The organism is Nostoc sp., assembly GCF_036917195.1.
In the GTDB taxonomy this organism is placed as follows: domain Bacteria; phylum Cyanobacteriota; class Cyanobacteriia; order Cyanobacteriales; family Nostocaceae; genus Nostoc.
The window spans coordinates 1-16,848 of the sequence record NZ_JBALDG010000055.1 but is presented as its reverse complement, the minus strand read 5'-3'; the positions used below and the strand labels follow the sequence as shown (position 1 = coordinate 16,848).

Here is a 16,848-nt window from a genome sequence, read left to right as displayed (position 1 = left end):
CGCTTTTTGGCCCAGGTCATAGCTATAGGGGGCAGGCATCAGATTTTTTTGCACTCGATATAATAGTCCTAACACAATCTTGTAGCGCTATATCATTTGAATCTGAATACTTAGCAACTCAGCAACCAGATGATTCAGGTTTGCCAGCTAGAGGGACCGTGCTTTCTAATCCAAATGGTCAAATTCCCCGGAATCGCTATATTGGAGAACCTTTTGATGTCTCAGTGTCAGGGAACAACCGTAATGTCTTGCGAGTTGGCTATAATTTTGAGCATCGCTTCAACGAAGATTGGCAAGTCCGAAATGCCTTTCAAGCTTCGCTTTCTAACTACCCCAACAACCGGATATATATCCTTCCCACCTCTCTATCAGAAGATGGGCGCTTGTTGTCAAGAACTGTGAGAACGTTCCCAGCAGGAAATTACGATAACACTTATTCTTTGGATAATTACGTTGTTGGCAAGTTTAAGACGGGCAGCATTCAGCACCAAATAGTAGCTGGTTTTGATTTATTCAGGGAGGTTGCTGGGGGTCAACAAATTAATCGTTCCATTGCGCCACTTGATTTGTTCAATCCGGTATATACTCAGACGCTAGGAGGGATTATTGGTGACCCATCTGATGATGAAACGACATCGGACTCGTTAGGCTTTTATCTTCAAGACCAAATCGCGCTCTTCAATAATCTCAAGTTACTGCTAGGTGGTCGTTTCGATATTGTTAATCAAACATTTAAAGACTTCATAGACTCGTCGAATAATGATTTTCAACAAAACGAAGCCTTCAGCCCTCGCGTTGGGATTGTCTACCAGCCCATCCCAGCAATTTCGCTCTACGCCAGCTATAGCCGCTCATTTCAACAACTCATTGGTACAACCTTTGATAACAGTTTATTCCAGCCAGAAAAAGGCACTCAATACGAGGTAGGCATCAAGACAGATTTGAGTGATAAAGTCTCAGCAACACTAGCGTTTTACGATCTGACTCGTTCTAATGTGCTGACTGACGATCTAGACAATCCTGGCGAGTCCATTCAAACAGGCGAGCAAAAAAGTCAAGGAATTGAACTAAATATTGGTGGGGAAATTTTGCCCGGATTGAGCATTATTGGGGGCTATGCCTACACTGATGCTAGGGTCACAAAAGATACGGATACTGAGCTTGTTGACAACATCCTGAATAATGTACCGAAACACGCCTTTACCTTGTGGACGACCTATAAAATTACTCAAGGTAACTTGCAAGGTTTGGGGTTTGGTTTAGGACTATACTACGTTGGCGATCGTCAGGGAGACTTAGCAAATACGTTCGAGTTACCCAGCTATTTACGCACTGATGCTGCTGTTTTCTATGAGCGAAATAATTTACGAGTAGCGCTCAACATTAGAAATCTGTTTGATATTGATTATTATGCATCAGCTCAACGTGACCTCACCGTTTATCCAGGAGAGCCGCTGACGGTACAAGGAACGGTTTCCTGGGAGTTCTAATCAGATCAGGAATAGTGTGGGAGCATTTTCTATGAGGTCACTCAAATTACGTCAGATTGCTTTTAACCTACACAGTAATTGTTGCAGTCCTTGATCGGCAATTCCTCCGGGGAACTACCAAAAGCATTGCAACACTTGATGCGTGAGCCAGAGCAACCTTACCACTTTCGCTCCAACGTCATGACTCCGATGATGCAATATAATGTGCAGCGTATATTGCATTGTCCTTATCAGGGTATCATCAAAAACACCAAGCCTAGCACCTACAACTCAAGTTGTACCAATAACATCCGTTAAAGCCAATCCCACCGACAAAGGTGTGGAGATAATTTTAGAGACACCTCAAGGGACTCAACTGCAAGTCACAAATCGCAGTACGGGTAATAATTTTATTGCAGATGTATCTGGCGGGCAATTGCGTTTACCGTCGGGTGAAGCTTTCACATTTCGTTCGGAAAAACCGCTTGCGGAAATTGCTGAAATAACAGTAACGAATGTTGATGCAAATACTGTGCGAGTGACGGTGGTAGGTGTTGCAGTTATGCCCACGGTTGAGTTATTTGATGATAATGTCGGGCTGGTTTTTGGGGTAGCATCACAGGCAACGGCGATTTCTCCACCGCAGCAACCCCAAACGCCTGCTAGTGAAACACCACAAGAGGAACCAGCAGCGCAGATGAGCCGATTGAATTGGTGGTGACGGGTGAGCAGGATGGCTATAATGTGCCAAATGCGACAACAGCCACAAAAACCGACACCCCGCTACGGGACATTCCCCAATCGATTCAAGTTGTACCCCGAGAGGTGCTGGAAGATCGTAATGTGAGAACTTTAAACGAGTCAGTGGAAACGGTCAGTGGCGTTTCAAATAGTGCAGACCAGAGCGGTGCGACTGGCAAAGCCAGATCCATCAGAGGATTTGCTGCGGAAACAAATTTACGCAACGGCCTTTCAGAAGGTAGCTTTACTTTGGACAACCTCTTGCAACCAGTTGGAACCATTGAGCAAGTGGAAGTTCTCAAAGGACCCGCCTCGGTTCTGTTTGGTTCTCTAGAGCCTGGTGGAATTGTCAACATTGTCACCAAACAACCCTTGAATGAACCCTATTACAAACTTGAATTTGAGGTAGGAAGTTATGGCTTTTATCAGCCCCTGATTGATTTCTCAGATCCCTTGACTGCCGATAAAACTGTGCTTTACCGCTTGATTGCCAGTTATCAGGGTGCAAACGGTTTTCAAGATTTTGTCAACACCCAACTGACCACCATTGCACCCTCAATCACAGTCAACTTGGGCGATCGCACAAGCCTGAATCTGTACTATGAATATACTCACTTCTTTGGAGATCCTCCTAGAAGTCTTGTTGCGCTCTTGAGTGATGGTAGCTTGATACCTCAGAGCTTCTATACGGGTTATCCTGGTTTAGACTTGAGCGATATCACGACGCAAAAATTTGGCTACACACTAAAGCATGAATTTAGCGACAACTGCCTTACAAGCTTAACTTGTGACCAATGTTGAGACTCAGATTGTTTCTCAGAATGCTTATAAAGTTCCTTATTTAGGATATGACGGCATTTTTTATCTGAATACGGAGAGTAACAGTTCCATGAAAGACCCGCGCAATCCCAAACGGATTGTAATTGAAAAAATGGATAACTTTAGCTTCTACAAAGATACCGAGGGAAAAACACCTATTGCCCGCAACTGTCGTTATGCTTACCTGGGGGCTGTACCTGATTCCAAGTTTTACCCAGAATACAAAACAGCTATCTGGGATTTATTTGAACTAAAAAAAGATGAAAGTAAAGACCCCGCTTGTAACCAATTCAAGTATCTGAGTTTCCAAGCTCCTGAAGGTGAACCAATCCATAGTCACTTTCGCTATGGAGATGAAAAATCGAGCTTTCAAACAATGATAAACATGAGCAATGATGCAGAAGATAAGGCGAAATTCAATCCTTGGTGGCCTACTTATTGCGGTGGTGGTAAGACTAGTTGTGGTAAGGACGAATAGCATCAATTCTTGTCAATAACACAAGCGCGATCGCTTGCTCATAAAATAGCGATCACGCTTGGTTAATCATTGATGTTTTAGTGTGACTAAGCAATTTTCTTGAGTGTGAGGGGATAAATGAAGTTAGATAAATTTTTTTAAAGCCTGTTGTTGACAAGTGCGGTTGTTCTTTTGATCAGCACACCCGTTAAAGCTGAGGAAGTACAATAGGATGTTCAAGAATCCAGCAGAAACATTCGCCAACTGAGCGAAACGGTTTTCAAGAGTTTGTCAACACCAATCTGACCACGATCGCATCATCAATATGCCTAAAAACCATATCTCTGGTGGGCGTGGGTTTTGATCACTGGCTTTTTAGCTTACGGAACAAGGCCTCTAATGTATACCCATTACCTATCCAAATTCGTTCAATAGGTTTCAAAATTAGAATATATTTTTCTAAATCATAGCACCCGATCAGATCCAACACCAATACTGGAATAGCTAGAGTCTCCTTAACGTGGGGTGAGTGGTAGCAAAATTTTTATGTTTTTACATATAGTCTATATAGAAATTTGAACTAATAATCGCTACAATAAAAATACTAAGGCATCTTCATAAGAAAATGACAGATTTAACTCCAAATAACACATTTTTAATAGCAGGAATTGTTTTTATAACGATTGCTGTCATTGGGCAATCTAAATTAGGTTTTATTGAAATTAATCCCGGTTGTTTTGGGAGGTTTTTGGCTCTATTTATTGGTATTTCGAGCCTATTATATGCTTTGGGATTACTTAATCTTTCAAGCGAAACCCTTGAGTTATTAAGAACTTCTCTGATAGAAAAAATTAAACAAAGCATAAGTTCAATTAATGAACTTATACAAGGATCGTAACAGGTCTGACAAATTGATTTCTGGGTACATCTGAATACTTTTGGTTAAGGGGAAAAGCACCGCCCCTATTGATGAAGAGGAGAAATGAACGTGATTTTGTGTCCCTAATCTGTATAGGTAAATCTATTTTATTAGTGATGGACACGGCAACAAGTTTTCATCTAAATTTACACTGCCACTATCTCGAAGCAGATTACAGACTTACAACCATCGGCAAAGTTAACAGCAACTTGTCACTTGTAGCGATCGCTAAATTCAATGCCAATTTTAGATTTTAAATTTTAGATTAAAGAACAAAGAATTATTTGGTTCATGCCCCGTGCATTGTGGAGCGAGTGCGGTCTTCTCCCAAAGGGAAAGGCTAGCACCTGCCGTAGGATGCCCGTTCGCCGCAAGGCGTCCCGTTAGGGAAGGGCTGTAGGGGTCTCCCCAAGTAGAGCAACTCGCGTGGCGGAATAAATCCAAAATCCAAAATCCTCGCATGGACATGCCCAGCACTCATAGTGGGCGGAACAAATCCAAAATCCAAAATCCAAAATACAAAATTGATTGACATAGTTGTAAACCCGGACATATTACTCCTCGGTTATCAACTTTCTTTCTTCAGGAAGTAAGGTTGTTTCATCCTCAGGGCGATCGCCATCTACGGATTTGACTTTAGTTATATACGGTTTAATAATTAGACTGACGCCAATTGTCCAACCTAATGTAACCATCCAACCTGCGAGAATGTCACTAGGAAAATGAACCCCCAGATAGATACGACACCACGCAATAGCTATTACATATAAGCTGCCGAAGATGAGAACCAACCAGCGCCAGGAGCTAGCCCAAGTTAAGAATAGCAAAATTGCTACCAGAGTTACACTCGTCATGGCATGAGCACTGGGAAATGCAAAACTAGACTCAGGCGCAATGGACTGCCACAATTGTGGACGCACTCGATGCATTAATTCCTTTGCTGTGCGGTTGATGATGATGCTTCCCACTGAGGCGGTGAGTAAATAAGCTAGCGATCGCCAGCGTTTTTGAAGTAGTAATATTAGTGCGATCGCACCCAAAATCGGTATCGCCCTCCAAGGCAACCCAATTATAGCTAGCGTCACTGCTAAAACATCAAGCTGTGGATTTTCTGTAGAATGAACTGCTAACAGAATAGGCACATCCCACGGGAAGCCAGCTTGATTCTGCCATATCTTCACTGTCAGGATTTCAAAAATTTGCAAAGGTAAATAGACTCCTATCAACAGGAGTAAGAGCGATCGCCAACGAGCAATCAACAGGTTTTTGAGAAAATCAAGAGGCGACTGACTCTCTTTATTGGCTTTTTTCACTTTTTCCATATCTAAATTAAAAAGACTGATAAACGACTTCACTGATTACAAATTATTCAAATCTTGAGAAGTTCCACAATGTTTAGAGTATGACAAATGTTTATAAGTAAGATTATACAGTTTTGGCATTCAATGTACTGATAATAACCGCAGTGTGGACAGTAAGTATCACGATGTCGAATTTTATTGACACAATTGACACAGCGTGATTTTTTAACTCTGCTAGCTACTTGGACTTTAGCATTAAAGACAAATTTTTTAAAAAATTGGATAATTCCAAAACCAATAACTGGAATCAGTAAGATATAAACATAATTGTTCAGGAAAAGGAAACCAGCAAAAAGGGCGCTAATGATATCAAATAGAAATTGAAATATTGCACCTATTTGAAGAAATTCAAATATTTTAACGATTACTGGGATAAAAAAGATAACTAGCAAATCCCAGATGCCAAGTAATTAGGAAAACAACCGAAAAATCCCCAATGCCAGAGAGAAAAAATTTCGACACAGTAGAAGGTGACAGCTACTTAATCTCTATAAGTATGGGATTTATCGTGGTGCTTGTGATCATCAGCTTATCACTTGCCTTAATCAAACTGTGGTCATCTCAACCACAGGGCAAGGTTTCTAGGGCATACTTCAGTGATCCGAAAAACAGAGAACTGCAAAAACGTTTACTTGTTTTACTTCACGGTGACGTGACAACAGCTAAACGACTACTCAGACAGCAGCGGCACAGCCATCAGGGTCAATCGGATAACTGGTATTTAGAGAAAGTAATTTACGATTTGGAACGCGATCGCCGTTACTAAAACTCAAAATAGAGAGTGGCGGCGCTTGACCCATCCAAGGGCGATCGCCGCCTTTTTTCATAACAACCTGAAGTTGACACAGGTGACAGCTGTGTCAACCAACTGAAATCTATTTCGCTGCGAAGTAGGCTTCTAGTGCCTCAGAACCACCAATTAATTTACCATCGATAAACACTTGGGGAACTGTTGTCGCACCTGTAACTGCTTTTAACGACCGTGTGGTGATATCCTTACCCAAGGTAATTTCTTCGTAGTTAATACCATGTTCCTTGAGCATCGCCTTAGCACGCGCACAGAAGGGACAACCCACTTTCGCAAACAGGGAAACTACTTCGGGCTTCACTGCTTGGGGGTTGATGTATCTGAGCATTGTTTCGGCATCGGACACCTTAAAGGGATCTCCTGGCTCATCTGGCTCAATAAACATTTGATTAATTACACAATCTTTCACCAGCATCGAGTAGCGCCACGATCGCTTCCCAAACCCCAAGTCTGATTTATCTACCAGCATTCCCATGCCTTCAGTAAATTCACCATTACCATCGGGAATTAATGTAATATTTTCTGCTTCTTGATCCTTTGCCCATTCATTCATTACAAAGGTATCATTGACAGAAATACAGATAATGTCATCGACACCATTTTCTTTTAAAACCCCAGCCAATTCGTTGTAACCAGGGAGATGAGTTGATGAACAAGTCGGAGTATAAGCACCCGGTAAGGAGAAGACAACCACTGTCTTATCAGCAAACAATTTATCGGTTGTCACATCCACCCACTGGTTGTTAACACGAGTATGAAAAGTGACATTAGGAATCTGCTGTCCACGGCGATCAGAGAACATAATTTTGCTTGCCTTTAGTAATCAATTCCAGTCATAACCTATCATAAAGAAGACTGTTATCATGTAACTATCAATCAGCTAAAAAACTTCATTAATAAATGGAGCGATCGCTGCGACAAATTCAGCGGTTGACTCATATGGTAAAACATTACGCCCATTTATTTTTATACCTCGACCTTGAGGCAAACAGGACAGATAGTAAGCCAAGCGTTCATCTGGCGTTTCTTTTCTATTGTCTTGACTAATACTCGATGCAGTTTCCCCCACAACCGCTAATGTTGGTTGCCCAATAGAGGCGATAAAACTAGTATAATTCTGTCGCCAAAACCCTGCTAGAAAAGAAAACACTGCATGACGACTAGCAGGATTTTCTGCACCTGCAAGCAATGTATCCAACCACTCTGCATCCACAGCATTATCAGAAGCAAAGAGTTGACGAGTCGAGAAAGAATGTAAAAATTTTGGGGTGCGTGCATAGCGATAAAAAGCACTCCCAAAAGGTGAATCTAACAGATTCCAAAGGAGTTTTTGCTGCCATTCTGGTGATTTATTTGTGATCAAAGCCCATGTTGGAGGCCCAGAGAGTACAAGTCTGGCAATTAAATTTGATTCCTTTTGAACTAATGCGATCGCAACTGGTAATAAAGCACCTTGTACTACTACAATGACAGGTTTTTGCACAACTGTTTGTAAAAAGTACTGCAACTGTTCTGCCCAATCACTAGGAGTGTAAGCTACATGAGGCATATCACTTTCACCACATCCTAGTAAATCAGGGTTGTAAATTGAATTACGCTCACCTGTCTTATACCATTCGCGACAAAATCGCTGCCAAAATTGCCGTGACAATCCGACGCCAATAGGATGAATTAATAGTAAGGGAATACCCTCAGGTGTTGTATTAATTGGTTGATGAACTTCGTAAGCACAACGATAATTCTGCCAACTGTAAAACTGGCTAGGAGATGCTGTCAAATTGATTGTGTTAGCTATAGTAGATGGTTGCATAATTCCTAGTTTTTAATCCTTGCTAAAAAATCATCTGTGGATGAATTAATTGGTATCCAGCCTCTTTAAGTTTTTCATTCGATACCCAAGCATTATATGGACGGGTACTTTTGATAGAAGTATCCCATTTAACTTTGGGTAAATTATGTTTTTCAAATAAGCGCTCTAGCAAGTCTTGGCTGCTGAGATGTGCATCATCTACCAGATTGTAAATCCCTTGCAAACGACGGTGACGGGCAAATTCTATCGCATCAACAATATCATCCAAATGAATCCAATTTGTGATATCTTCGCCATTGCCAGGACGGGTTGCACCAGAATATCTACTAAATATTTTCAACAGTTCTCTGCCAGTTCCATAAATCCCTCCTAAGCGAAAGATACAAACGCGGAGATTTTCACTAGATGCTGATAGCAATACATCCTCTGTTTTTCGGAGAATTTGTGCATTTTGATTAGCGGGTGCAAGCGGTGTTTCTTCATCTACCCACACACCATTTCTGTCACCATAAACGGCATAACTTCCTGTATATATTAATTGTTTGACACTCGGAATCTGCTGCAAGGATGAAATTAAAGTTTGAGCAGTTTTTAGATAAGTTTCTTCATAAACTTCCCCATTTTTTGCACCAACACTCAAAAGTACAACATCTTGATTGTGCAAAACTGATTTTAGACTATCTAGGTCATTCCCGCAGGTAACTACAACTCTTTGGGATACTGATTGTAGTACCGGGACACGCTCAGGGGAAGTTGTGGTTACACTGACAACAAAATTCATCTTTTGCTGCCAATATTGAGCAACTTTATAACCAACATAACCACAACCAATGATTGCAACGTTCATAACAAATTAGATACAAATAAATTAAACTGCTCATCGAGACTAGATTCTAAATTAAGGGACTGGATGTAAATAAATTTAACAGTCCAGAGCTAACATTCAATAGTCAATAGTACAGAAAGTTTTACCTAATCACTAATGACTATTTTGCTAATTCTTTCTCAATTATGGCAATTATCTCTGGTGAATTTGGCTGGACACTACTATTAAATCGAGCTATCACTTCATTTTGTTTATTAACTAAAAATTTTTCAAAATTCCAAGCAATAGTTCCCGTTGGCTTAACTGCTTTGGTAAGTCGCTCATAAAGTGGATGCTGCTGCGAACCTTTGGCATGAACTTTATCGAATAGTTCAAAGGTAACACCATATTTACTTGTGCAGAATTGCACAATCTCCTGATTGCTTCCTGGTTCCTGCGCTCCAAAATCGTTACAGGGGAACCCCAAAATACGTAACCCTGCTTCCCCATACTTATGGTTCAATTTTTCTAACCCTTCGTATTGAGAAGTATAACCGCAGTAGGAAGCCACATTCACAATTAAGAGTACCTTTCCGGTGTAGTCCTTTAATTGCTTATCCTCACTGTTGATGGTCTTGACGGCGATGTCCGAAATTGTGTTACTCATCTTGAATCTGATTTATCGGGAATATTGCCAAGTTTCCCATATTACAGGTACTCTAAACCCGGTTTATTTAAGGAAATTAGGTTTGTTAGCCAAGTTTCCCACTACGATTCTATTTAACTCAGGCTATAAGCTTGTATGGGAGTTTCAATAGATGTTTCCCTCACTGATTGATGCTTGGCAAGGCGATGTCTAACGATAAGCCAGGATGCGGAGCATTTTTCCTCAACTGGTGCAGCTGATCAATTAAGATAGCGATCGCCTGTGAATTGACACTGACAACCAGATTTAACTAATTGATAACTCTTCTATAAATAGCTAGACAATCTCATATCTCAGGATAGGTCTTGGAAATCTGCGTTGCTTTTGATACAAAATTTTGTCATAGAGATAAATTATGAATACTGACTATTGCTTATACAGACAAATCTAGAGACGAAATATGGCAGGATACTTGCGAGTATTGACCGAATAATGTCACGATCAATCTGCGTGATCTAAATCAAAGTGAAAACTTAATTTCAGCAAAACTTATTTTACCTTGTGACAATTTTATGGTTAAAGGATTAAGAGTTAGTATACTGTTATTAGCAGTTCTGGGAAATCTGGCATGGTCATTTAGTGCCAAGGCTAATTTTAACGGCAAACTCACCGTGGAAATTGATGGCTTGAAGAACAAAGAAGGACAAGTGTGTGCCAGTCTATTTGCAAGCAGTGAAGGATTTCCTAGCGATCGCGATCGTGTCTTACAAAAGCAGTGTAGCAAGATTACTGACATTCCCTTACCCATTACCTTTGAGAACTTGAAAGCGGGTACTTATGCCGTTGCTGTCTTCCACGATCAAAATAATGACGGCACTCTCAATAGAAATGGACTTGGTATACCAAGCGAAGGCTTTGGATTTTCCAGCAACCCAGAAATTCGCACAAGAGCGCCCAAATTTAGCGAAGCAGCATTTTTGGTTGCAGGCCCGAACACTAATATCCAAATCCAATTGAAATATTTTTAGGCTGACAACGGATTTAAACTTGGTGCAGTAGACAAACTAAAACTCAAAACCACATATAATATCATGTCTGTTTAATAAGCAATCAAGCGGACATGATATCAGACGCTACGCATAGTCGCTGACACAATGCTTATGAGCGTCAGGAATTGAAGGAAAAATCTAAAATCTAAAATCGAATGACTTTTGCTCTATTCTCGTGAATCGTCGTGTGAATCTTCTGGTAGACCTTGTTGTTCCGGTAAGCCACGCATTCGATTCATCTGAGTTAAAGCATATCGTGCTGTTGCTTGCACTTCGGCATCTGGGTCATCTAACGCATGGAGTAACATCTGACTCATTTGACCCATCGTGTCATAAACGCGCGTCAAGTCACGAATGGCATTTTGCCGTACTTGTGGACTTTCATCTTGGATTGACATTGCTAAAGCCCGGTTCATCGGTTTGAGTGTGCGGGTCCCAATTTCTGCCAAAGCTGCCAAAATTAAGCTGTTTTCTTGAGAATCAGCATCAATCATCAGATCAACCATAGGCTGAATTGCCCGCGAATCTCCCTGCTGACCCAAATCCCAAATAGCCTTGTGTCGCTTTGTTGGGTCAGAACTGCGTAAGTCTTGAATTAATTCGTCAACGATATTGAGTTTAGCAAGCCGGGAAGTTTTTTCTGGTAGCAGCAATTGTGTGGTGAGTGGTGGCGTAGCTGTTTGTGGACTAGTTACAGTTTCTGATGAGGGTGGGGTCATTGGGTCTTTGTTAGCTTCACTCAAACTTTTAGTATTTGATATTTCGGACTTTTGCACTTGTTTGACCTGACGAAACCACCTCAGCAGGTAAACAAGTGCGCCAATACTTCCTAGAACTCCGATGGCAAATATTAACCACCAGACAAAACCTCTCTCAGTCGGCTTGGGTGTTGCAGATGGTTTGGAAGTCGGAGCAGGAGAGACAACAAATGGAGAGGTGACAATCTGATTTTTGGCAGCCAAAGCTGCTTGCAGTCTGCCCCTAGTCGCCTGACCCGTAATACCATCTACTTTTAAACCCTTTGCTTTCTGGAATTTAGCTACAGCGATTTCCGTACTGGCGTTGTACTGTCCATCTACCACGCCACTATAGTACCCCAACTGCTTTAATTGGGTTTGTAGTCTCTGCACATCTGACCCTTGACTACCGGGTCTCAAAACAGCCGAACTAGCAGTAACTGTCGAACTAGCTTGTGCAAGTTCTAAAATTTCAGGTGCTAGGTTAGGTGTGGCTGTACTTGCGCGATTTGGGTAAAAACCCACGCAAGAAAAACAGGTAAATATCAAGATTGAGGAACGGCATAGCCTCATATTACAAGTTTCAGCTTGAACGTGCTTTTGAAGTCTTTGATCCCACAATAACTTCAAGATGACCAAATGTTAACTGTTATTTGTCATTTCTTCTCCTGCTCCCCTACTCCCTCATCTCCCCTTTAACGAGTTAAGGTAAAATTTCTGGTTTCTATTCTCTAACTGCTAAGATTAAGGGGTTCAATTTTTTAGCCGATGCTTCTAAAACTGGTTGCTGTATATTAGCTACTTCGCCGACAGTAACTGTGTCGTTTTACCCTCTAAAACATCACGTTGGTTAATCAGATAGATGCTGATTAAAGTAAAGAAAACACCGACCCACTGCAACGGACTGAGGACTTCTGAGAGGAAGAGATTACCAAATACTAGGGCAAAGATGGGTGTGAAGAAGGTCAGGGAACTAAGACTGGTGAGATTGCCCCTAGAGGCAAAGTAGAAGAATAACCCGTAGGCGATCGCACTGCCAAATACGGTAGCATAACCCAAAGCCACTAAATCAGATGCTCCTAGATTCTCCCACTGCTGAGATTCGACAACTGATGAAACTCCCCATAGTGGCAATCCACCCAAAATCATGTGCCATCCCGTAGCAGTTACTGGGTCAACATGTCGGCACACAAACCGAATCAACACTGTTCCCACAGCCATTGATAGCGCTGCTAACAGCATCAACCACTCGCCACTAGCAAACAAATCTTGCCAGTTCCCAATTGTGATATTTGCGCCTGAGTCGAGAAAATGGAAAATCCACTCATCAGGTAAGCCAATTAAACCAATGCCTGTGATTCCCAAGCCTAGCCCCAGCCATCCCCAAAAACCAATATGTTCCTGGAATAGCCACAACGACAGCAAGGCAACAGCCAAGGGTTGCGAGTCAATCATCACAGACCCTAACCCCGCACTGGTTCTGACTAATCCCTCTGCCAAAAAGCCTTGAAATAGCGTCCCATCTACTAGAGCAAATAAGGCAATCCACAGCCATGCAGCCCAACTCTTGGGCCGGGGTTTACCCATGAATGCAGCTGCTATTAAAATTAACACTCCAGCTGGTATCAGACGCACACCTGCCATGAATAGCGGTGTGGTGTGAGGTATGACTCCTTTCATGGCTACCATTGCCGTCCCCCATAAGAAAAAGGGGGTAATTAACAGGATGGGGGCGAAAGGAAGTTGAGATGCACTGAGTTTCAGTTGCATGGGTTTAGTGATGCTTTTGTTTAACAAGCGTAAAATTTGCTTCACCTAATTTTACCGAATTATGTAGTTTTGCGATCGCGTAGCGTCTGGGAGAAAAGGAATTAATACTCACGTGTAGCTAAGGTTACACGAGGATGAAGATTGTAATCAGACGGATAGCTTTAAAAAGCTTTATCAGGGAACAAGCACAAACGCTTCAAATCAGGCAGATATACAGTAGTTTTTATATCTAAAAATCCTACCGATAAGTGCTTGTTTAAACTAATAATGCAAGTGATTTATCTCTTAGGGCAGTTGACTCAATTTAGCTTTATCACCTGAACAAATGCAGTAAAATAAATGCAGGTAGAGGTTATTTTTGAAAAACTCTTTTCTCACAGTGAAGTAACGACTCTGTACTTTATTGCTCTATAAACATGCATTATGGCTTTGCTAAGTTTAAATACAATTTTTTCCAGAGTAGAGCGTTTAGGATGTGCAAGTTTTCCGTGTTCCTGAAAATATGTCAACATTTCATCCATGTTTGACTGTCCCTTTTGAATTTTGATCAATTCAGTTTTGTTATTGAAAAAGGAAATACCTGACATCTCGCTCCATCTCACTGGCAGCCCTGCTTTATAGGCAGCTAGACCTATGGCATTACCTTCGCCTTCATAAACTCCATTTAGCTCAAAATATTTGGCAAGGATTTCCCATGTTTCTAAAAATTCAATTTCTTTTCCTGCTGACTTAGTAACAGAAAACAAATATTCATGGACAAACGTAACATTTTCACATTCTGGATCTAAATTTAAAAACTGCGCTGCTTTTTTTATAACTTCAATTTCTTTAGAAAAATACTTGTCAGTTTTTGTCAAAGCTTTAGCAAATTTTTTCGGCATATCCATACAAGCTCTAGCACTTATCCCTGGCTCTAAAAGCCATTCTATATATTCTGGTATAGGTGCCAAGATTCGCATATCTGAATCAATGAATATACATGAATTAAATAGAGATAAAGCCTTAGCAATAGCAAATCTTTTATCGTGGTAACACTTAACACCCTGCTGCTGATGCTGAAATGCCAAAACTTGAGGATATTTGCTAAACTCTTGAGGGTTATCAGTGAGAACTATAAAAGCAGTATTAGGTGAATATAGTTCTAGGTCTTTTGCTAATAAACTAGCCAGCCCCCGATACACTTTGCCTAATGCTAAAGTGCAAAAACAAAATTGTTGTTGACTCATATTTTTATGATTTGAGGGTAAAAGCTTAAAAATGTGAAAGTACTCAATTACTCATCACCCACTCGTACAGAATTCCTGCTGAATTCTGACTTATGAGTTCTTCTTATTTAAAACCTTTTTTACTCCTGACCGGAGTCTGATTTGAAAAAAATCTCATGAGGTAAGAAAAACCGCCAGAGGAAACCAGGGGGAAGTACGGCACTCGATTCAGCATCTATAGGTAAATATTGAGAACGGTAGATTTCAATAGCCTGCTTTTTCTTAGATTGCACTTGATGAATTGCAACCCGATGAGCGCCTACTAATTCATCAAACTTCAGACTGCGAAACAATAAAGACTTCCAAAGTAACCAGATAGCATATTGCCACAGTTCTACTGTCACTTCTGCTTTAGAAATAGCAGCTTGAACCAATTGATAAGTAATTTCATGATCTCGACTGCGATCCTGTTTATGAGTAACGTATACCTCTTGTGGTTGAAAACTACTTAATAATTGCGCCATTTCTTCAATGGTTTGCTGTTGTTCAGTTTCTGTCATTTTGTATAATGCACCATCACATTTATCAAGAAAGTGAACATCTGTTGATTCCACTCCTAAAATCTTCAAAGCTGCTATCGCTTCTTGTTTACGAATTTGAACAATTTCTGAACGGGTAATCTTGGTATGACCTCGATGAGAACCTCCTCCATCTGTAACAAAAACAACTTTAATCGGTATTCCTTGTTCTCGCTTGAGTGCAATCATACCCCCACAACCTAGTGCTTCATCATCTTGGTGAGGAGAAAATACAATTACCGACTTCTGATTAATATTTAGTAGTTTACTGCCTTGATACAGAAGCCAGTAGAACTGTAGTTTAATCAGTAGTTCTCGAAATCGGTATTTCAACAACCACCACTTATTGTGCAGCCCGAACCTTAAGCGATGAAGAAGATATCTTATTTTCATAGCACCAGATATGATTTGAAATTACTATATGAAAAATTATTACCCAAATGGTATTAATATTTCATCGCAGACATAAACATTGCCAAACTGCTAACTAGCATCTGGATTGAATGACAAAGATTAATTTGTATTCGATTTAGATTTTTATCTTATTCGATATTTTATTAAATGTGTGTCAGTACCATGGAAATTTTATGTTATTTATAAAACCTAAGTCCGTACAGTGATCAGGGCGGCTGCATCATGTCAACAAAAGAATTTTATTCTCAATAAGTTAAAAATAATCGCATTAATCGCTGCTTATTGACATAAACTTAGGCGTAGACGTTCTGTGACTCGCCGTACTCTTCCCTACGAGACGCCAAGGGCGAACGGGATCTTGCTATACATAGCGTCTCCGACAGGAAAAGGCATCGGTTTGAGTCTGGGAAACTAAACCAAAGGAGAAATGCTGATTTTTTCGTTAAATGTGCTGTAACCTTACTTTTGTGCTTCTTTGATAGAGAGTAAAATTAGATGACAGTTCTCACCTGTGCTAGTACGGGTGGAAGAAAGTATTGTAAATAAACTAAAAATTAAAGAAACTTTGTCCAGTATAACTCAATAAATATTAAACTACTTTGGCGATCAAACTCAGATTAAATTCTGAGGAGTACTAGATGACGCAGTTTTTTCGGTTATAAATTTTATGATATATTCCAATTTTCTAAAAGCCAATTAGGCACTTTTTCAAAATCTTTGCAGTTACGAATAACTCAAATCCCATTCACTGACAATGTAATTGCTGCAATGTGTAAATCTTGAGTACCAATGCGGATTCTTTAACGAATCAAGTCTTCGTAATAATTAATAATAGCATACTGGTCAAATCCTATTGATCGCACATTTTTTAAAAACTCTAAAGTAGCCTCGGTTTGGGGGGGGTAAATTTCCAAAGTCACTATTTCTGGTTTTCCCTCTTCTAAAAGTTGAATGAGTTTCTCTAGCGCTTCTTCTTTCGTCGCACCACAAGCCTAGCACTCTAGCACTCTAGCACTAACCCTGCCATCTTGTTCATTTTCAATCAGTACATCGTAAGTCAACTTAGGTACAGTTTTAGTAGGGCAAGTTGTCACAGATAAATTAGACCTCTTGCAAAAAAGTTTTGTGGTATTGTTAGGGATTAATTAAATATAAGATTTACTAACTGTGTGAAGTTCGTGATTATAAATCCCAGCGATTAAGTGACAGCGCAATCCAAAACGTTTCCTACGATTACGGTAGCGCTGACTCAAAATCCGA

The 16,848-nt window shown here is 40.5% G+C and carries 15 protein-coding genes and 2 pseudogenes; 7 read left to right on the top strand and 10 right to left on the bottom strand.

The genetic code is table 11. The annotated features are described in order from the left end of the window. The 5 genes from V7K40_RS17995 to V7K40_RS17975 form a co-directional block, all read left to right on the top strand. Positions 1 to 1,490: TonB-dependent siderophore receptor (locus V7K40_RS17995; protein ID WP_334961966.1), on the top strand; the 1,490-nt coding region annotated here is incomplete at its 5' end. A 202-nt stretch (positions 1,491 to 1,692) separates the two neighbouring features. Beyond that, the gene (locus V7K40_RS17990; protein ID WP_334961964.1) at positions 1,693 to 2,190 is read left to right on the top strand and encodes an AMIN domain-containing protein; all 498 of its coding nucleotides are present in this window, start codon (positions 1,693 to 1,695) and stop codon (positions 2,188 to 2,190) included. Continuing rightward, positions 2,184 to 3,011: a TonB-dependent receptor plug domain-containing protein gene (locus V7K40_RS17985; RefSeq protein ID WP_334961968.1), complete on the top strand. Its 828-nt coding sequence runs from the start codon at positions 2,184 to 2,186 to the stop codon at positions 3,009 to 3,011. Before V7K40_RS17990 ends, V7K40_RS17985 begins: the two co-directional genes overlap by 7 nt. Then, complete coding sequence (locus V7K40_RS17980) at positions 2,998 to 3,507, top strand: hypothetical protein (RefSeq protein ID WP_334961962.1); 510 nt, start codon at positions 2,998 to 3,000, stop codon at positions 3,505 to 3,507. The genes V7K40_RS17985 and V7K40_RS17980 overlap by 14 nt, the downstream gene beginning before the upstream one ends. Positions 3,508 to 4,111: 604 nt before the next feature. After that, on the top strand, positions 4,112 to 4,384 hold the full coding sequence (locus V7K40_RS17975) for a hypothetical protein (protein WP_334961960.1): 273 nt from the start codon (positions 4,112 to 4,114) through the stop codon (positions 4,382 to 4,384). Positions 4,385 to 4,959: 575 nt separating this feature from the next. On the opposite strand, the gene V7K40_RS17970 is transcribed toward V7K40_RS17975, so the two are convergent. Together V7K40_RS17970 and V7K40_RS17965 are read right to left on the bottom strand one after the other, a co-directional pair. Beyond that, positions 4,960 to 5,727 (bottom strand): phosphatase PAP2 family protein, encoded by a 768-nt coding sequence (locus tag V7K40_RS17970; RefSeq protein ID WP_334961958.1) that lies wholly within the window; start codon positions 5,725 to 5,727, stop codon positions 4,960 to 4,962. Between the two features lie 36 nt (positions 5,728 to 5,763). Next, positions 5,764 to 6,164, bottom strand: a pseudogene (locus tag V7K40_RS17965) (hypothetical protein); the annotation flags it as partial. Positions 6,165 to 6,202: 38 nt separating this feature from the next. On the opposite strand from V7K40_RS17965, the gene V7K40_RS17960 reads away from it, so the two are divergent. Then, a complete protein-coding gene (locus tag V7K40_RS17960; protein ID WP_334961956.1) occupies positions 6,203 to 6,532 on the top strand; it encodes a hypothetical protein in 330 nt (109 codons plus the stop codon). A 109-nt stretch (positions 6,533 to 6,641) separates the two neighbouring features. On the opposite strand, the gene V7K40_RS17955 is transcribed toward V7K40_RS17960, so the two are convergent. The 4 genes from V7K40_RS17955 to V7K40_RS17940 form a co-directional block, all read right to left on the bottom strand. Beyond that, positions 6,642 to 7,376 carry a glutathione peroxidase gene (locus V7K40_RS17955; protein ID WP_334961954.1) on the bottom strand — a complete coding sequence of 245 codons (735 nt, stop codon included), beginning with the start codon at positions 7,374 to 7,376 and terminating at the stop codon, positions 6,642 to 6,644. A gap of 78 nt (positions 7,377 to 7,454) precedes the next feature. Further along, a complete protein-coding gene (locus tag V7K40_RS17950; RefSeq protein WP_334961952.1) occupies positions 7,455 to 8,384 on the bottom strand; it encodes an alpha/beta hydrolase in 930 nt (309 codons plus the stop codon). 22 nt (positions 8,385 to 8,406) lie between these two features. Continuing rightward, positions 8,407 to 9,231, bottom strand: coding sequence for an SDR family oxidoreductase (locus tag V7K40_RS17945; protein WP_334961950.1), 825 nt, complete (start codon positions 9,229 to 9,231; stop codon positions 8,407 to 8,409). Between the two features lie 139 nt (positions 9,232 to 9,370). Then, a complete protein-coding gene (locus V7K40_RS17940) occupies positions 9,371 to 9,856 on the bottom strand; it encodes a glutathione peroxidase (protein ID WP_334961948.1) in 486 nt (161 codons plus the stop codon). A 551-nt stretch (positions 9,857 to 10,407) separates the two neighbouring features. Between V7K40_RS17940 and V7K40_RS17935 the strand changes: the two genes are divergently transcribed. Then, positions 10,408 to 10,863, top strand: a complete 456-nt coding sequence (locus tag V7K40_RS17935) for a DUF2141 domain-containing protein (RefSeq protein WP_334961946.1) — start codon at positions 10,408 to 10,410, stop codon at positions 10,861 to 10,863. Between the two features lie 188 nt (positions 10,864 to 11,051). Here V7K40_RS17935 and V7K40_RS17930 read toward each other — a convergent pair whose 3' ends face one another. The 4 genes and pseudogenes from V7K40_RS17930 to V7K40_RS17915 form a co-directional block, all read right to left on the bottom strand. Further along, a complete protein-coding gene (locus tag V7K40_RS17930) occupies positions 11,052 to 12,194 on the bottom strand; it encodes a peptidoglycan-binding protein (protein ID WP_334961944.1) in 1,143 nt (380 codons plus the stop codon). A gap of 151 nt (positions 12,195 to 12,345) precedes the next feature. Further along, positions 12,346 to 13,391 (bottom strand): annotated as a pseudogene (locus V7K40_RS17925) (DMT family transporter). 374 nt (positions 13,392 to 13,765) lie between these two features. Beyond that, positions 13,766 to 14,617, bottom strand: coding sequence for a hypothetical protein (locus tag V7K40_RS17920; RefSeq protein WP_334961942.1), 852 nt, complete (start codon positions 14,615 to 14,617; stop codon positions 13,766 to 13,768). A 119-nt stretch (positions 14,618 to 14,736) separates the two neighbouring features. Next, a complete protein-coding gene (locus V7K40_RS17915) occupies positions 14,737 to 15,567 on the bottom strand; it encodes a PIG-L family deacetylase (RefSeq protein WP_334961940.1) in 831 nt (276 codons plus the stop codon). Between the last annotated feature and the right edge of the window lie 1,281 nt (positions 15,568 to 16,848).